General features: G+C 68.7%; 10 protein-coding genes and 1 pseudogene. 9 read left to right on the top strand and 2 right to left on the bottom strand.

Translation table 11 applies throughout. From position 1 onward, the window contains the following. Positions 1-321: 321 nt before the first annotated feature. The 9 genes and pseudogenes from OP79_RS30455 to OP79_RS30415 all read left to right on the top strand — a co-directional run bounded on the left by OP79_RS30455 (position 322) and on the right by OP79_RS30415 (position 14,491). Positions 322-1,380, top strand: coding sequence for a vWA domain-containing protein (locus OP79_RS30455; RefSeq protein ID WP_033324756.1), 1,059 nt, complete (start codon positions 322-324; stop codon positions 1,378-1,380). A gap of 228 nt (positions 1,381-1,608) precedes the next feature. After that, positions 1,609-3,297, top strand: a complete 1,689-nt coding sequence (gene abc-f, locus OP79_RS30450; RefSeq protein WP_051745040.1) for a ribosomal protection-like ABC-F family protein — start codon at positions 1,609-1,611, stop codon at positions 3,295-3,297. A 457-nt stretch (positions 3,298-3,754) separates the two neighbouring features. Then, complete coding sequence (locus tag OP79_RS30445; protein ID WP_033324754.1) at positions 3,755-4,897, top strand: LacI family DNA-binding transcriptional regulator; 1,143 nt, start codon at positions 3,755-3,757, stop codon at positions 4,895-4,897. Between the two features lie 317 nt (positions 4,898-5,214). After that, positions 5,215-6,597: an ABC transporter substrate-binding protein gene (locus OP79_RS30440; RefSeq protein WP_033324753.1), complete on the top strand. Its 1,383-nt coding sequence runs from the start codon at positions 5,215-5,217 to the stop codon at positions 6,595-6,597. Position 6,598: 1 nt separating this feature from the next. Next, positions 6,599-7,525 (top strand): carbohydrate ABC transporter permease, encoded by a 927-nt coding sequence (locus OP79_RS30435; protein WP_033324752.1) that lies wholly within the window; start codon positions 6,599-6,601, stop codon positions 7,523-7,525. Further along, the gene (locus OP79_RS30430) at positions 7,522-8,454 is read left to right on the top strand and encodes a carbohydrate ABC transporter permease (RefSeq protein WP_033324751.1); all 933 of its coding nucleotides are present in this window, start codon (positions 7,522-7,524) and stop codon (positions 8,452-8,454) included. Before OP79_RS30435 ends, OP79_RS30430 begins: the two co-directional genes overlap by 4 nt. A gap of 28 nt (positions 8,455-8,482) precedes the next feature. Beyond that, positions 8,483-10,621: a beta-galactosidase gene (locus OP79_RS30425; protein ID WP_033324750.1), complete on the top strand. Its 2,139-nt coding sequence runs from the start codon at positions 8,483-8,485 to the stop codon at positions 10,619-10,621. A gap of 129 nt (positions 10,622-10,750) precedes the next feature. Further along, positions 10,751-12,496: pseudogene (locus OP79_RS30420) on the top strand (RICIN domain-containing protein); the annotation flags it as partial. Between the two features lie 516 nt (positions 12,497-13,012). Further along, positions 13,013-14,491 (top strand): MFS transporter, encoded by a 1,479-nt coding sequence (locus OP79_RS30415; protein WP_033324748.1) that lies wholly within the window; start codon positions 13,013-13,015, stop codon positions 14,489-14,491. Positions 14,492-14,555: 64 nt separating this feature from the next. On the opposite strand, the gene OP79_RS30410 is transcribed toward OP79_RS30415, so the two are convergent. Further along, positions 14,556-16,649 (bottom strand): PQQ-dependent sugar dehydrogenase, encoded by a 2,094-nt coding sequence (locus OP79_RS30410; RefSeq protein ID WP_051745039.1) that lies wholly within the window; start codon positions 16,647-16,649, stop codon positions 14,556-14,558. Positions 16,650-16,671: 22 nt separating this feature from the next. Next, on the bottom strand, positions 16,672-17,634 hold the full coding sequence (locus OP79_RS30405) for a LamG domain-containing protein (RefSeq protein ID WP_051745038.1): 963 nt from the start codon (positions 17,632-17,634) through the stop codon (positions 16,672-16,674). Positions 17,635-17,640: the final 6 nt, after the last annotated feature.

The following is a 17,640-nucleotide window of genomic DNA, read 5'->3' as shown; positions in this document are numbered from 1 at the left end:
CGGATGCCTGCGGTCCGGTCGGCCCGGTCGGGTCCGGGTGGGTGTGCTGGACCGCTGGTCCAGCTCCTGGACCGTGCGGCGGATCACGTACGTGCCGCTCGCCCGGTCCAGGACGGTCAGGTGTTGATGGGTCAGGCCACGGGCGCCGATGCGCTGCCAGGCGGCCACTCCCGTGAGCCGCCATGGACGGTCGCCGGGCGTCTCCTGGATGCCGGACATGGCACTGGATGCAGGCATGTGATTGAGCGTCAAACGCCGTTGTCAGTGCCTCCCCATAGAGTGAAGACATCACTCGGGGAACCTCGGAGGGGGAGCACAAACGTGTCCGCAAACAAGATCCAGCACAAGGTGAATCACGTCGCGCTGGTAGTGGACTGTTCGGGTTCGATGCGTCCGCACCAGAGTCAACTCATTCGAGTTGTGGACGAGTTCGTGGCGGGGTTGAAGGCCGAATCCGACAGCCTCGGCCATGAGACGCGGATCAGCCTCTACTCCTTCGACCACAGGGTGGAGAACCTGGTCTGGGACATGGACGTAAAGCATTTGCCGTCCATGCGGGGGCTGTACCAGGTCAACAATGGCGCTACGGCCCTCATCGAGGCTTCTCTGAAGTCCCTGGATGACCTGGGCCATATTTGGGAGGAATACGGCGAGCACAGCTTCCTCCAGATCGTCGTGACGGATGGTGAGGAGAACGCCTCCGGCGGCGACAGGCGGCACGACGGCGACATGGCCATCCTTGGCCCCTGGCTCGACAGGATCGCGGCGAAGATGGGCGGGCTTCCGGGCCACTGGACTTCCGCGATCCTCGTTCCGAACTCGCTGGCCAAGCGCACCGCCCAGAACTACGGTTTTCCGGCCGGGAACATCGCCATCTGGGATGCGGACTCCCAGAAGGGCGTCGAGGAGGCGATCGGCACCGTGCGCGCTGCCGCCACCAGCTTCCTCCGCGGGCGAGAGCAGGGGGTGCGCGGCACGAAGAACCTGTTCGCCGTCGGTCAGGACATATCGGTTGACGAGGTGCGGGCGAACCTCGAACCGATTCCGGCTGACAAGTACCGGATCCTGAAAGTCGACAAGGAGGTCGAGATTCGCCCCTTCGTCAACTCGCATCCGGGCGTGACGTACGAACGTGGTTCGTGTTACTACCAGCTGGGCGCCCGGGCTCAGGTTCAGCAGAACAAGGAAGTCATCGTGGTCGAGAAAGACACTGACCGCGCCTATACGGGCGACGCGGCGCGCAGCCTTTTGTTCGGTACGGACGTCCAGGGGACCGTCTCCGTGAAGGCGGGAAACAATCCCAAGTTGGAGGTGTACGTGCAGAGTCGTTCGGTGAACAGGAAGCTCAAGCCGAAGACGCGTCTGCTCATCATGCTCTGAAATCAATGAGCGAAGAGCGGGGTGATCCGGGAGCAGCCTGCTCCCACCGCTTATGACTCCCGCCCATGATCCGCCGGACAGGACCGAACCCCACCGGCTCCTGTCCGGCGGGCCACCTCAAGACCCTTGACGAGACGGACCGTATCGTCTAACTTCTTGTTTGTCGGTCGGCAGCCGGTGCTCCCTCTGCTGGCCACGCGATCCTGTTCGCCCAGCAAAGGACTGCTCTTGCACTGTGCTTCCGCCGGCACCACCGTCACTGCTTTTCCTCTCACGACGTCTCAGATCGCTCTTGCCGAGGTGACCAAGTACTACGGCGACCGCATGGTGCTGGACCGCGTGTCTCTCACTGTCCGGCCGGGCGAAAAGGTCGGGATCGTCGGGGACAACGGCTCTGGGAAATCCACGCTCCTGCGGCTGCTGGCAGGACAGGAGCCTGTCGACAACGGCAGCCTGACCGTCATGGCACCGGGCGGGATCGGCCACCTTCGCCAGACTCTCGATCTGCCCGGTTCGGCGCGCGTGGGCGATGCCGTGGATCACGTACTGGGCGAACTGCGCGCCCTGGAGCACCGTATTCATGACGCCGAGGCCACACTGGGCACGGCCGGCGCTGCTGAGTTCGAGCGCTACGCCGCACTGGTGGCCGAGTTCGATGCGCGGGGCGGATACGGAGCGGATCGCCGGGTCGAGGTGAGCCTGCGCCGGCTCGGCGAGCACGCGCCACTGGACCGGGAGCGTGCGCTGAGCACCCTCTCCGGAGGGCAGCGCTCCCGGCTCGCGCTCGCCGCGACCCTGGCCTCGGCCCCCGAACTGCTGCTGCTCGACGAGCCGACCAACGATCTGGACGACGAGGCCGTGGCCTGGCTCGAAGGACATCTGCACCGTCATCGGGGCACGGTCATCGTGGCCACGCACGATCGGGCGTTCCTGGAACGCGTCACCGACACCATCCTGGAAGTGGACCACGATCAACGCACGGTACGGCGCTACGGCAATGGATACGCCGGCTTTCTCGCCGCCAAGGCGGCGGCCCGGGCCCGGTGGGCATGGGATCACGAGCAATGGCGCAATGAGGTCGCCCGGCAGGAACACCTCGCCGACTCCGGTATCGGGATGCTGGCCGAGATCCCCCGCAAGGGGCCGTGGGCGTTCAGCGGCGCCGGCGCTTTCCGAGCACGCTCGCGGGCACACGGCGCACAGAGCCGCATCCGGAACGCACGCGAGCGGTTGCAACGGCTCACGGAGCACCCCGTGCCGCCACCTCCGCAGCCACTGCGGTTCACAGGCCGCGTCGAAGGCACGCCGACCGCCGGAGAAACATCGACGGCGGCCCACCTGGAAGACGTCCTGGTCAAAGGGCGGTTGTACGTTCCGTCCCTGAAACTCGCCCCCGGTGACCGCCTCCTCATCACCGGCCCCAACGGTGCCGGCAAAAGCACCCTTCTCCAGCTGCTGGCAGGGGAACTGACGCCTGACGCCGGTATCATCCGCCGACCGCGCCGGGTTGGATTCCTACGTCAGCAAAGCGCGCCCGACGACGCCTTCGACGCCCGAACGCTGCTCGCGGCATTCGCGGCCGACAGGGCGGGGCAGCCCGACGAGCACACCGACGCACTCCTTGCGCTCGGCCTGTTCCACGCCGCCGACCTGGGTGTTCCCGTACGGAACCTGTCCGTCGGGCAGCGCCGCAAGCTCGAACTGGCCCGGCTCGTGACGGCCGGCCCACTCGATCTGCTACTGCTCGACGAGCCGACGAACCACTTGGCCCCCGCTTTGGTGGAAGAGATCGAGGCAGCCCTGGCCCGCTACACCGGCACGCTGGTCGTGGTGACGCACGACCGGCTCCTGCGCGAACGATTCAACGGGCCCCGCCTGGAGCTACCCATGGCTGCCGAGAAGACGCGCCAGAACTGACGGCCTTGAGCCGTCCTTGACCCGCCCAACCGTCCGCGTCGGATGGCCGCTCAAGGACGGGATGTACGCGACCTGCCAGGAGCTCGCCGACACGGGAGGGGTCCTGGCGGCGAGCGGCTTCATCCCGGCCGACGGCTCTTTCCCGGCTCACCACCTCCCGGTCCGTCCTTGATCCGCCGGACACGCCGTAGGGCTCCGCGACGTCCCCCTCAGGGCATCGAAGGTGCGGCGGCCCTGGCTTCGCAGGGCACCGACCCGCGTAGGGAATCCAGCGGGGCCCTGCGTTGCGGCGGGGTTGCCGCGATGTTGTGTGAAGTCTTGACACGTTCTGTTCGACTGCGTAGACATGACACCGCAGTCATGACAGCGCAGTCATACAGCTGACCGATCGGGCCGGCTACAGGGCGACGGGCCATGACTGGCTAGGATTTGAGCCGCCGAGCATCGGGAGACCGCAATGACGCGAGTGGGAGGACGGGGCGGAAGCCCCGCCGCGCCGCGCAGCGTGGACGTGGCCCGGCTGGCCGGTGTCTCGCAGAAGACGGTGTCGCGGGTCTTCAACGGTGAGCGGTACGTGTCCGACGAGGTGCGCCGGCGGGTGCTCGAAGCGGCCGAGGAACTGGGCTACCGGATGAACAACGCGGCCCGGGCGCTGGCCTCGGGGCGCTCCCGCACCATCGGCGTGGTCACTCTGGGAACCGCCTTGTACGGACCCGCCACGCTGCTCATCGGCGTCGAGCGGGCCGCCCGGGACGCGGGTTACGCACTCCGGGTGGTCAACACGCTGGAGGGCGACCCGGGAGGCGTCGCCGGGGCCGTGGAGTCGCTGCTCGAGCAGGGCGTGGACGGCATCGTCGTATCCGAACCGATCGACGAGGGATCGGTCTCTCTCAGCGTGGACGTGCCGGTCCTCGTCCTTGGTGCGCCCGCGGTGTTCGGCGGTTCACGGACCGTGGCCGCGGGGGTCGGTGCTGAGCCGCTGGCTCGGGCGGCCACCGAACACCTGCTGGATCTAGGGCACGTGACGGTCCATCATCTCGCCGGTCCGCAGGGGTGGTTCGCCGCCCGGGACCGTCTCGGGGGCTGGCGCGCGGCGTTGTCGGCACGCGGCAGGGAACAGCCGCCCGTGATCGAGGGCGACTGGTCGGCCGAGTCCGGCTACGCGGCGGGCCGCGAGTTCGCCTCCGCCGGTGACGTCACCGCCGTGTTCGCGGCCAACGACGACATGGCCATCGGTCTGATCCGCGCGCTGACGGAAGCCGGTCTGCGGGTGCCGGGCGATGTGAGTGTCGTCGGCTTCGACGACGTCCCCGTCGCGGCCTATGTCACTCCTCCACTGACCACGATGCGCCAGCCCTTCGACGCCGTGGCGAACGACGGGATCCGGCTCCTGGTGCAGGCCATCGAGAAACCGGACGCGGAGCCGGCGCCGGCGCACGATCCGCCGGTCGAACTCGTCGTCCGCGCCTCGACCGCACCCCCGCCCACCCGGAAGACCCCGGCACGCGGGCGGCGCACGGCCTCCGGCTCGAGCGGCTCGGCACACTCGCCTCCGGCCGGGGACAGCCGCCCGCCATTAACTGAGCCCACCGTCAACTGAACCGCATTCATCGGCCGCCCGAGTGGCACCCGCTCGTGACCGGGTGGTGACTGCCGCCTGCGCTGGATTCTGACCGCCCGTCAAAAACCTCGCACGACCGTGGGCTTACGGCCCGTGGACTTCCGCAGTACGGCACGTCACGTACGCGCCGGCCGCACCCCGCGCGACGCAAACCCGAACATGGCGACCCCGATGCCCTGGTAGCGACGTCCGCGCCTCAGCCCTTCTCACGCCTCACCCTTCCCACCCCTGCGCAGCGCCCTCGCCAGGCGCTCCGTTCCTCTGCCCATTCGTCTGCCCTTCGGCGGGAGTCCACCATGCCCCGATCCTTCGTTCCCACGTCCTCCATGAGCCGCCGGCGGTTCCTCGCCGCGACCGGCGCGGTGTCCCTCGGCGCCGCACTCGCCGCGTGCAGCGGCGACAGCGACTCCGGCTCCTCCTCCGCCGAGCCGGTGAGCCAGGCCGATATCGACAAGGCGATGAAGACGCCCACCGAGCTGACGTTCTGGACCTGGGTCCCGGACATCCAGCAGGAGGTCGCGCTCTTCGAGAAGAAGTACCCCGCGATCAAGGTCAAGGTCGTCAACGCCGGCCAGGGCGTCGCCCACTACACCAAGCTGCGTACGGCGCTGAAGGCCGGAACCGGCGCACCGGACATGGTGCAGATCGAGTACCAGGCGATCCCCACCTTCACGATCACCAACAGCCTGCTGAATCTCGCCCCGTACGGCGCCACGGCACTCAAGGACCAGTTCGTCGACTGGACGTGGGGACAGGTCAGCGGGCCGGGCGGCGAGGTCTGGGCGATCCCCCAGGACACCGGCCCCATGGGGATGCTCTACCGCAAGGACATCTTCGACAAGCACGGCATCCAAGTGCCCGAGACCTGGGAGGAGTTCGCGGTCGCCGCACGCAAGCTCCACAAGGCGGACCCGGACGTCTACCTGACCAACCTCGCGGCGAACGCACCCGCCGCCTGGCACGGCGTGCTCTGGCAGGCGGGCGCCAAGCCGTATGCGACCTCGGGCAAGAGCAATCTCTCCATCAGCGTCGACGACGCCGTCTCCAAGAAGCTCGGCGAGTACTGGGGCGGGCTCGCCAAGGAAGGCGTCATCAGCACCGACCCGGACTTCACCGACCCCTGGTACGCCGGGTTCAACAAGGGCAAGTACGCCACCTGGCTCACCGCGGCCTGGGGCCCGTCCTTCCTGTCCGGCTCGGCCAAGTCCACCTCGGGCAAGTGGAGGGCGGCGCCGCTGCCGCAGTGGGACGCCGCCAAACCGGTCTCCGGCAACTGGGGCGGCTCCACGACCGCGGTCACCGCGGCCACCAAGAACAAGATCGCGGCGGCGCAGTTCGCCCAGTTCATCAACAGCGACCCGGCCAGTGCCAAGATGTTCGCCACCAAGCAGTTCTTCTTCCCGGCGACCAAGGACCTGCTCGCGGACGCGAGTTTCACCGGCAGCGCGCCCGAGTTCTACGGCGGCCAGAAGGTCAACCAGATCTTCGCCGACATCAGTGAGACGGTCTCGCCCGAGTTCCAGTGGCCGCCGTTCTACGACCAGGCGGCGACCGACTGGACCGAGACCGTCGGCAAGTCCCTCGCCGACAAGTCCGACACCGTCGCCGCGCTCGGCACCTGGCAGTCCCGGCTCACGGCGTACGCCAAGAAGCAGGGCTTCACGGTCGAGGGGACCTGAGATGGCTGCCACGACCGCGGCAGCCGCCAGGAAGTCGCGCCGAGCGGGACCGTCGCCACGTCGCCGGTCCGGCTCGGCAGGACCCCTGTTCGTAGCCCCGTTCCTGATCCTGTTCCTCCTCCTCTTCCTCGCCCCGCTCGGCTACGCCGCCTACCTGAGCCTCTTTCAGGAACAGCTCATCGGCGGCACGGTCTTCGTCGGCCTGGACAACTACGTCACCGCCCTCAAGGACCCTCAACTCCTCCACGGCGTCGGACGCGTGGCCCTGTTCTTCGTGATCCAGGTGCCGCTGATGCTGCTGCTGGCCCTGCTGTTCGCCCTCGCGCTGGACAGCGGCCTGCTGCGTCTCGCCCGTGTGATCCGGCTGGGCATCTTCGTGCCGTACGCGGTCCCGAGCGTGGTCGCCGCGCTCATGTGGGGCTACCTGTACGGCCCCGACTTCGGCCCGTTCGCCCAGCTGAGCCGCAATCTCGACCTGCCGGCCCCGCAGTTCCTCAGCGAGAGCTGGATGCTGGGCAGCCTGGCGAACATCGTGACCTGGGAGTTCGTCGGCTACAACATGATCATTCTGTACGCGGCCCTGCGGACCGTCCCGCACGACCTGTACGAGGCTGCCGCGATGGACGGCGCAGGAGCATGGCGCGTCGCCTGGTCGATCAAGCTCCCGGCGCTGCGGCCCGCGCTTCTGCTGACCCTGCTGTTCTCGGTGATCGGCAGCTTCCAGCTGTTCAACGAACCGAGCCTGCTGATGAAGATCGCCCCCGACGTCATCAGCAGCTCCTACACCGCCAACCTCTACGCCTACTCCCTCGCCTTCACCGGCCAGCAGGTCAACTACGCGGCCACGGTGTCCTTCCTCCTGGGCCTGGTCATCGTCATCGCCTCCTACGCCGTGCTGCTCACCGCGAACCGAAGGAGGGAAAAGTGACGACCACCATGCCGAAGGCCACGACCGCACCGGCCGACGGCCCGGCCCCCACCGCACCGAAGCGGCGCCGGTCCGCAGCCCCCCGCCGCAGCACCCCGCTGACGATCGCCATGCTGGCGGCCCTGGCGTACTTCCTCCTCCCGCTGTTCTGGCTGCTGGTCGCCTCGACCAAGAACACACAGGACCTGTTCAACAGCTTCGGCCTGTGGTTCTCCGGCGCCCCGCAGCTGCTGGACAACATCAGCCAGACCTTCACCCAGGACGACGGCGTCTTCGTCGACTGGCTGCTCAACACCGCCGTGTACGCCGTCGTCAGCGCGGTCGGCGCGGCGATGATCGCGGCCGCCGCCGGCTACGGCTTCGCCAAGTTCCGCTTCCGCGGCGACCGGGCCGCCTTCAACCTCGTACTCGGCGCCATCATGGTCCCGGCCACCGCGCTGGCGATCCCGACCTACCTGCTGTTCGCCGAGGTCGGCCTGGTCAACACCCCCTGGGCGATCATCCTGCCCTCCCTCGTCAACCCCTTCGGCCTCTACCTCATGCGCGTCTACGCGGCCGACGCCGTCCCGGACAGCCTCCTCGAGGCGGCCCGTATCGACGGGGCGGGGGAGGGGCGGATCTTCTTCCGGATCGCTCTCAGGCTGCTGGCCCCCGGCCTGGTGACCGTCCTGCTCTTCACGCTCGTGGCGACCTGGAACAACTACTTCCTGCCGCTGATCATGCTCAGCGACCCGAACCTGTACCCCATCACGGTCGGCCTCTCCTCCTGGGCCGCTCAGGCGCAGAACGGCGGGGCCGGCGCCAGCAGCGACATGCTCCCGCTCGTGGTGACCGGCTCCATGATCTCCATCGTGCCGCTCGTCATCGCCTTCCTCATGCTCCAGCGCTACTGGCAGAGCGGCCTGGCGACCGGAAGCGTCAAGCAGTAACTCCCCCTACTTTCCCGGAGGTTGCTACATGGCGGAACTGCCCGCCCGCGTCCTGTTCGGCGCCGCGTACTACCACGAGTACACACCCGCGTACGACCCCGAACTGCGGCCCGACGAACAGCTCAAGACCGACCTCGACCTGATGGCCGCGGCGAACTTCACCGTGATCCGGGTGGGCGAATCGGTCTGGTCGACCTGGGAGCCGGAAAACGGGCGCTTCGACCTCGACTGGCTCCAGCCGGTCCTCGACGGCGCCCACGAGCGAGGCATCTCCGTCATCATCGGCACGCCGACGTACGCGGTGCCGCCGTGGCTGGCCCGCCAGTACCCGGAGATCACCGGGGAGCACGCCACTGGGCAGCGCCTCGGCTGGGGCGCCCGCCAGGAGGTGGACTTCACCCACCCCGCCTTCCGCTTCCACGCCGAGCGGATCATCCGCAAGATGGTCGCCCGGTACGCCGACCACCCGGCGGTCATCGGCTGGCAGGTCGACAACGAGCCGGGCCTGCATCTCCTCCACAACCAGGGTGTCTTCCAGCGCTTCGTCGACCACCTGCGCGACAAGTACGGGGACGTCGAGACCCTCAACCGTGAGTGGGGCCTGGTGTATTGGTCCCACCGCCTGTCGACGTGGGCGGACCTGTGGACTCCGGACGGCAACGTCCAGCCTCAGTACGACGTCGCCTGGCGGGAGTTCCAGGCCCGCCAGGTCACCGAGTTCATCGGCTGGCAGGCGGACATCGTGCGCGAGTACGTCCGCCCCGAGCAGTTCGTCACCACCTGCATCTCGTACACCCGCCAGGGAGTTGAGGACGACGAGCTGTCCGCCCGGCTCGACATCGCCTCCGGCAACCCGTACTACGACATGCAGGACGGCCTCCTTCTCCCCGATCCCACGCCCGACGACCACCAGCAGATCTGGAAGACCACCGGCGTCTGGTCGATGTACCAGACCGCGGACTGGATGTTCTCCTCCCGCCAGGAACCCTTCCTGGTCACCGAGACCAACGCCCAGTGCATCGGCACTCCGTGGGACAACCGACCCGCCTACGACGGCCAGTGGCGGCAGGCAGCGTGGGCGCACGTCGCGCGTGGCGCGCGGATGATCGAGTACTGGCAGTGGCAGACGCTGCGCTTCGGCGCCGAGACCTACTGGGGCGGCGTCCTTCCCCACAGCGGACAGCCCGGCCGCGCGTACGCCGAACTCGCCTGCCTGGGCGCCGAGTTCGAGGCGGCGGGCCCGCTCGTCGCCGGGCTCGAACCGGACGCCGACATCACGATGGTCTACTCGACGCCGAGCAAGTGGCTCATGCAGAAGCACCCTCCGCTCGCGACCGCCGACGGCGACCCCGACCCCGCCGCGTACCACCGCATCTTCGACCCCTTCTACCGCGGCGCCTTCGAGGTCGGCCGCCAGGTGCGCATCGTGCACGCCCGGCAGCTGCACGACCCGCGCGGCGAGCAGGAGGGCATGGCGCCGGAGGAGGCCGCACGCCGTCACCCCGTGCTGGTCGCAGCGGGCTTGTATATCGCCGCCGACGCGACCCTCGACTGGCTCGTGGCCTACGCCGACGCGGGCGGTCACCTGGTCCTCGGCCCGCGTACCGGATACGCCGACCACGAGGCGCGGGCCCGGCACGAGGCGGCGCCCGGACGCCTGGCCGAGGCCGCGGGAGTCACGTACGAGGAGTTCAGCAATCTCGCGCGCGACCTCCCGGTGCACCCCGTACCCGGCAGCCCCCTGCACCTGCCGCAGGAGGCGACGGCGACTCGCTGGGCCGACGGCCTGACCGTCACCGACGCCGAGGCGCTGGCCTCGTACGACCACCCGCATTTCGGCCGCTGGCCCGCGATCACCACCCGCCGCCACGGCGACGGCCGCGTCACGTACGTCGGTACGGTCCCCGGCCGCGCCCTCGCCCGCGCCCTGGCGACCTGGCTGACACCCGCCGCACGCCATGGCTGGCGGGACCTGCCGGAATCGGTCACCGCGACGACCGGCACGTCCCCCGACGGGCGCCGCGTCCACGTCGTCCACAACTGGAGCTGGGAGCCCGCCCGCGTCTCCGCCCCCATGGCGCTGACCGACGCCCTGAACGGCACGTCCGTCCCCGCGGGCACGGCGCTGGACCTCGGCGCCTGGGACGTACGCGTACTCGTCTCCTGATCCACCTCCGATCCACCCCCCTGATCCAACCTCACGAGCATCACCATGATCATTTCCGATCCCCGAGGAGGGGCTGTGCAGAGAAGCAGACTTGGCAAAGCGCTGGGAACTTTCGTCGCGGGTTCAGCGATGCTGGGCCTGACCATGAGCAGCGCGCAGGCGTACAACCCGACGGGCGGGATCCTGTACCAGCTCGGCGATGAACCGTGCCTGAAGGGCCGGGGCAACTGCGCGATATACGTCAAGTCGGCGCAGTTGGAGAGCGGACGTCTCGTCGCGGCGTTCGAGAAGGCCACGGTCGTCCCGGAGACGGGAAGCGCCGACCGAGAGACGATGCCGGTCTACAAGAGCGACGACCACGGAACCTCGTGGCAGCCACTGGCGGACGTCAAGGCTCCGGCGTACCTCTCCAAGGACCCCAAGTACGCGAAGTACAAGAGCAACTGGGCGAGCCCGTTTCTCTACACGCTTCCGCAGGACGTCGGCAAACTGAAGAAGGGCACGCTGCTCCTCGCGACCATCGTGACGGGCGACGACCACTACTACCTCGAGAACAAGGCAGCCGACCCGAACTGGACGCCGTCCAACGACGGGGACCGCAGTGACATGGCGCTCGCCCTGTACTCCAGCACCGACGAAGGCGAGAGCTGGAAAGTCCTCAACGTCATCGCGACAGGCGGCTGGCAGGGCGGCAGCGCGGGCGCGGTCGGCAAGAACGTCGCCAAGGTGAACACGTACAAGCAGGTCGATCCCCTCTGGGAGCCGTACCTGATGGTCCACAAGGGCCAACTCGTCTGCTACTACTCCGACGAGAACGACTACCTAGGCTTCGACCCGGTCACCGGTGTGCCGAAGCTGGATCCGGACAACGACACCGCCCGGGACTCGCACGGCCAGATCCTCGTCCACAAGACCTGGAACGGCCGCAGCGCGCAGTGGAGCGAGCCCGTCGTCGACGTCGCCGGCCTGACCCAGGACATGGGAGGCGGCAAGACGCAGATCGGAGGCGGCCGGCCGGGCATGACGACCGTCGTCCCGACGACGGACGGCAAGTGGCTGCTCCCGTACGAGTACTGGGGCGGCGGAACCAACACCAGATACGTGATCGCCGACGACCCGCTGAAGTTCTACCGCGGCTCCACGGACGCCCCCGTCACCTCACTGCCGGTCGACGCCGGTTCCCGCAGGCTCGCGGTGAACGGCAGCCCGGTCGTCATCAACCTCCCCGACGGGCGCCTGGTGTACAACGCCGCGGGCAGCGGCAACGTCTGGGTCAACGAGAGCGGACGCAGCGACGGAGTGTGGAAGGAGTACCAGACGAACGCACCGGCGTCCTACAGCCGCAACCTGCAGTACGTCGAGGGCACCGGCCGCATCTCGATCCTCAACCACCAGGGCACCTCGACGATCCGGTACTCCGAGGTCGACCAAGGCCGCTCGGAGGGCGCCTACTACCAGCTCGTGAACCGCAAGACCGGTCAGGTCATCGGCACCGGCGGCAAGACCAACGACGCCAACATCGGCAACGGGGACGTTCCCGACGTCCGCCTGGAGGACGCCGGCTCGGCGGCGAACAAGGACACCCAGTACTGGCACCTGGCCACCAAGGCCGACGGTGCCCTGACGCTGCTGAACAAGTCGGGCGGCCGTGCCGCGGGCATCTGGACGGCGAATCCGACGGTCGGTCAGCGGATCGGCCAGTGGGTCGACGACACCCCGGCGGGCCTGTGGAACCTCACCAGGACCGCCGACGGCTACTACAAGTTCCAGGCGGCCAAGAACACCAACGTGTTCCTGACCGGCGCATCCGCCGGTGCGCCGCTGACCCTGCAGAACGCGGTCGCGGACGGCTCCCAGGAGTGGGAGCTCGTCCAGCAGGCCCCGACCGCCGCGGACCTGACGAAGGACACGCGGTCCAAGCGTCTGACCGCGAGCACCGTCGGGAGGAAGGGCGCCGTGTCGCTGAACGCCGCCGCCTCGGATCCCGCGGGCACGGCCCTGCACGCGAACAAGACCGGCCACGCCTACGTGTTCGCAGCCGACGGCAAGGTCACGGACCTGGGCCAGGTCTCCTTCGACGAGGCCCAGAAGGGCAGCGTGACCCTTCCGGCGACCATCGCGGGCGGGAGGAAGATCAAGATCGCGGTGGTCTTCGACGACACACCGCTGATGTGGGACGAGGTCACCGTCCGGACCGCTGCCACCGGACGCTGATCCACGGCTCCTCGGGGTGAGCCGGCTCACCGACTCACCCCACGCGGCGGGGCCATGATCCAAGTGGTGACGTCCCCCGAACGGGCGTAGCTTCGAACGGTGGACGGAAGCAGCAGCCCGCAGCCGGCCTCCTCACCACAGACCACCACCCGGGAACGCGGCGGTGGCGGAAACGCGATGGCTCTGCTGGTCATCGCCTCGTGCCAGCTGATGGTGGTCCTGGACATCACCATCGTGAACATCGCGCTGCCGGACATCCAGCGCTCCCTGGACTTCTCCACCACCAGCCTGGCCTGGGTGGTCAACGCCTACACCCTCAGCTTCGGCGGGCTGCTGCTGCTCGGCGGCCGGACCGGCGACATCCTCGGCAGACGGCGCGTCTTCATCTTCGGCGTGCTCCTCTTCGTGCTCGCCTCGCTGCTCGGCGGACTCGCGCAGAACGCCGGTCAACTCCTCGCCGCGCGCGCCCTCCAGGGCGTCGGTGGTGCCATCGCGTCCCCGACCGCCCTCTCCCTGGTGAGTACGACCTTCCGCGAAGGCCCCGAACGCAACCGGGCGTTCGGGGTGTTCGCCGCGGTCTCGGCGGGCGGCGGAGCCATCGGCCTGCTCGCGGGCGGAGTCCTCGTCGAGTGGCTGAACTGGCGGTGGGTGTTCTTCGTCAACGTCCCCATCGGGCTGCTCATCGCCCTCGCCACACCCCGCTGGATCAGGGAGTCCGAACGCCACCCCGGCCACTTCGACATCGCCGGAGCGCTCACCTCCACCGTCGGCATGGTGCTGCTGGTCTACGGATTCATCAGGGCCGCGCAGGAGGGCTGGCGGGACGGGCTCACGGTCGCCTCGTTCGCGGCGGCCGTAGTTATCCTCACGGTGTTCATCCTCATCGAGAGGCAGTCCAGACAGCCGATCACGCCCCTGCACATGTTCGCCGACCGTAACCGCGCGGGCACCTACGGAATGATGCTGAGCCTGGCCGCCGCGATCTTCGGCATGTTCTTCTTCCTCACGCTCTTCACGCAGAACGTGCTGGACTTCAGCCCGCTGCAGACCGGTCTCGCCTTCCTGCCGGTCAGCGCGGTCATCGCGATCGGCGCCGGGCTGGCCTCGCGATTCCTGCCCAGATACGGCCCCAAGCCGTTCATGGTGGTGGGCGGGATCCTGGCGGCGTCCGGCCTGGCGTGGCTGACCCTGACCGACGTCCACTCCACCTACGTGGGCAGCGTCCTCGGCCCCATCCTGGTGTTCAGCCTGGGCATGGGCATGGAGTTCGTCTCGCTCACACTCATGGCGCTCTCCAACGTCCCCACACACGAGACCGGCGCCGCCTCCGGACTCCTCAACGCCACCCAGCAGGTCGGCGGCTCGCTGGGCCTGTCCATCCTGGTCACGATGTTCGGCACGGCCAGCCGCAACGAGGCGGACAAGCAGGTTCCGCGCTTCCTTGAGCAGGCGACCCCGGCCGAGCGCCTGCGGTTCGAGCGCACCGGGGACCTTCCGCCGCCCTGGGCCGACGAGGTCCTCACCGCCGGCGTCTCGGCCGCCTTCACCATGGCGGCGATCTTCGCCGTGCTCGCCGCACTGATCGCCGTCGTGGTCATCCAGGTCCGCCCCTCCGACCTGGAACGCCTGGGCGGGAAGGGCCTCGGCCCGGTCTGAGACCGAGGCCCCTCATCCCTCAACGGCAGGAGACTCAGCGGTACGGCCTGCAGTGGTACGAGGGTCAGCGGTACGAGACCTTCAGGCCGCGAAGCCGCCCGATGTTGTCGAACGATCCGAAGCCCACCCTGCCGGAGGCGAGCGTGGTGTCGACGGCGGTCATCAGCGGACGTTTCGAGCCGTCGACGTAGACCGCGATCTCACCGCTGCTCGCGCAGCGCACCACCCGCACCTTGTGCCAGTCGCTGTCGGTGATGGCCGGTGGGGCACCCGTCCTGCCGTTCCACTGGTCCTCGATCCGGAGCCGGTCGGCGCCGTTGACCACGAAGATGCCGTTGTGCGGATAGATGGTGTTGTCCGTCGACAGATGGGCGTAGGCGAACTTCGTGTCCGACTCGTAGTCGAAGACGATGATCACGTCCCGGTTGGTGACCTCGACGGGGGTGTCGATCCGCACCTCGGCGTCGATCCGTACGGAGCCCAGAGCCGCCGGGCCCGCGGTCAGTACGGCGTACTCGAAGGGGCGGCGCGGGCCGGGCCGCTGGACCCCGGGCTCGGCGAGGACGGCCTCGTGGCCCGGGAACCGCCACTTCGACGGGGTGACAGGAGCCCAGTTCCGTCCGGCTATGACATGGCGAAGCGAGGAGCCGCCCGTGTCGCAGGAGGCGAACATCCGGGTCCCGGTGACCTTCCAGATCTTGCCGTTGGCCTTGGAGAGCAGATACAGCTCGCCGTCCGCGTCCTGTCCGAAGCGCAGGTCCACCCGGGTGTCCCCGGCCAGGTCCCGCATGGTGACGCGCTTGCCGCTCGCGTCGTACAGCATCAGGTCGTAGAGCTGGGCCAGTTCCTTCTCCCCGCGCCGCATGTCCAAGGCGTCGGCGAAGAGCAGACGGCCGTCGACGATGTCCCCGAAGACGTACTTGCCGCGCAGCTCGGGCAGGTCGTGGCCGCGGTAGACGAAGCCGCCCACGATGGCGCGACCCACGTCGGAGGTGCAGTTCCAGTCGGCGGGCGGGTCGTGGTCGTAGGCGGCGACAGGATAGGTGTAGCCGTACTTCTCGTCGTCCTCGGGGAGCGGGAGCATCTGGTCGCAGGGGTCGGCAGCCGTCTTGTCGAAGACGAACGCGCCTTCGCGTTCGCTCCAGCCCAGGTTGTCGCCCGCACGCACCTCGTAGACGGATTCGACGGCGTGCTGTCCGATGTGACCGAGATACATGCGCCGGCCGCCACCGGTGTCCCAGCTGAAGCGGTGCGGGTCACGCATGCCGTACGCGTAGATCTCGCCCAGTGCGCCGGGGGTGCGGGTGAACGGGTTCCGCGCCGGGATGCCGTACTTGCCGTTGGCGCTGTTCGTGCCGCGTGGGTCGATGCGCAGGATCTTGCCGTGGGGGAGGGAGAGGTCCTGCGGCTCGGTGTTCCTGACACCTTGGCCGCCGTCGCCGACGGCGACATGGAGGAGTCCGTAATCGGGGTGGTGGGGCCGGGCGTTGGGATTGAAGTCGATCTGCTGGATGCCGTGGATCGTGCCCGCGAAACCGATGCGCAGGATTTCGCGGCGACTGCCCTGGAACGTGCCTGCCGAGGGGTCGTCTGCGGTCCACTCGGTGATGATGCCGTGGTAGTTGGTCGCCGCCTGCTGCCGGAAGTCGGGTACGGCGGTGGTGGCGGAGGCCAGTTCGGTGTGGACGGTGTAGAAGCGGCCGTTGCGCTTGAAGCCGGGGTCGAAGGTCACGAACCCGAAGCCCTGGCCGAGGCCACGGCTGGCGAAGAACGCGGGGCCGAAGGTGGCCGCGATGTCGAGATAGACCTGCGGGCTGCCGCCGTCCTCGACGAGATACAGCTTGCCATTGAGGTCGGGGACGGCCATCCGGCCCGAACCGTCGGGGAGTTCGCTCAAGTAGTTGATGCGGGCCTGCCGTACCAGCCGTGGATCGGTGACCGGGCCGGGAGGCGGCTCGGTCTTCGGGAAGGAGGCGTACTCCTCGACGGTCAGCCCGATGCCGGAGGTGGCGGGCCGCTCGGGGATGGGGTCGGTGATGGGCTCGGCCGCGGCGTGCGCCGTGCCGGGCAGGATGACGAGGGCCGACAGCAGTAGGGAGAGGACGAGGAGAGGGGCCAGTACGAGAGGTCTCGGTCTGAGGCCGGTGGATGTGGTCATCGGTATCACTCCTTCGGTGCGCTCAGCGCCGGCCGGAGTTCGACAGGTGGTACTGAGCCCGTATCCGGTCGCCGTCCACGGCACGGTTGAGGAACATCAAGCTGTCCATGCGGCAGTCGCAGGGATTGCGTTCGCCGGTGTTCTGCGGAAAACTCCCGCCGATCTTGATGCCCCGGGGATCGGTCGGTGAGGCCCGGTGCGGCCCGGGTCCCGAGAGGTCCCAGGGGTCGCCGGGGACGGTGTAGAAACCGTCCAGCCGCTGCCCGTTGCGGTAGAGCGCCATGGCACCGGTGTCGAAGTCGAAGGTCGCGGCGAGGAACACCCACTCACCGTCGGGCAGCAGGGTCCGCCAGTCCCCGGACGCGGCGAAGGTCTGGGAGCTCGCCCCGTCGATGCGCCGGCCGAGGGCGACCAGCCGCAGTTCGCCGTTCACCTCGATGATCTCCAGCAGTCCACGGACCGCGTGGCCGTCGGAGTCCCCGGACAGCACGCCTGCCAGGCCGACGGCGCTGTAGTGGTCGTCCGGGGAGGCCGTGTTGCTGTTCCGGCCCGGGTTCGGACCGGTCGACTTGAACCAGCCCATGACGGTGATCCCCTTGGCGGCGTTGAAGGCCCGCAGGCTCGGCACACCCGAGGCCCCGTACACGCCCGCCTTCCAGTCGTCGTTGCCGGCCGCTTCCGGGTTCACCTGCCGCACCTGGAGCGAGGTCCGGCTGCCCCGGTGCGCCCCGTCCCGCGTGCGCATCGCCGCACCGCCGCCCACCAGGTCGATGTCGGTGCGCGAGAAACCCTGGTCCCGCTCCCTCGCCGGGTTGCCGCGCGCCGGGTGCTCGAAGTCGTAATACGCCGCCAAGTGCGGGCGCAGAGAAGGGTGTACGGCACCGCGGTCCACCCGGGCTTCGGCAGGTGCCGCGGCCAGAGCGGTCAGGGCCGTCAGGAAGGCGGCGAGAGCCACCGCCGTGTTCCGCCTGCGTTGCGTGAACATCCACTC

The sequence above is a fragment of the Streptomyces yerevanensis genome (genome assembly GCF_000716805.1).
GTDB classification, from domain to species: Bacteria; Actinomycetota; Actinomycetes; order Streptomycetales; family Streptomycetaceae; genus Streptomyces; species Streptomyces flaveus.
Note: the sequence above shows the minus strand (reverse complement) of the source record. Positions and strands in the feature narration are given on the sequence as shown.